This is a genomic window from Pseudomonas sp. E45-MNA-CIBAN-0222 (assembly GCF_040310405.1).
In the GTDB taxonomy this organism is placed as follows: domain Bacteria; phylum Pseudomonadota; class Gammaproteobacteria; order Pseudomonadales; family Pseudomonadaceae; genus Stutzerimonas; species Stutzerimonas stutzeri_AC.
The window spans coordinates 1-244 of record NZ_JBEOPU010000205.1; the positions used below are offsets into that span (position 1 = coordinate 1).

The 244-nt window shown below is 80.7% G+C and carries 1 pseudogene; it reads left to right on the forward strand.

The window, feature by feature from the left end:
* A pseudogene (locus tag AAEZ08_RS23345) lies at positions 1–73 on the forward strand (hypothetical protein); the annotation flags it as partial.
* Positions 74–244 lie beyond the last annotated feature (171 nt).

Sequence of the window (244 nt, forward strand, 5' to 3'; positions counted from 1 at the left end):
TATAACCGCTACAGGCGTCGAGCAGCTGCAGGCCATTCATGTCGATCTGCGGGCGACCGGCCGTGTTCACATGGGGCGGGGGGGGGGGGGCGGCCGGGGGGGGGGGGGGGGGGGGGGGGCGGGGCGGGGGGGGGGGGGGGTGGGGGGGGCGTGGGGGGGGGCGGGGGGGGGGTGGGGGGGGGGTGGGGGGGGGGCGGCACCGAGGCCCCTCGCACAGGCGGAGAGAGCGGACGGGAGTGACAGA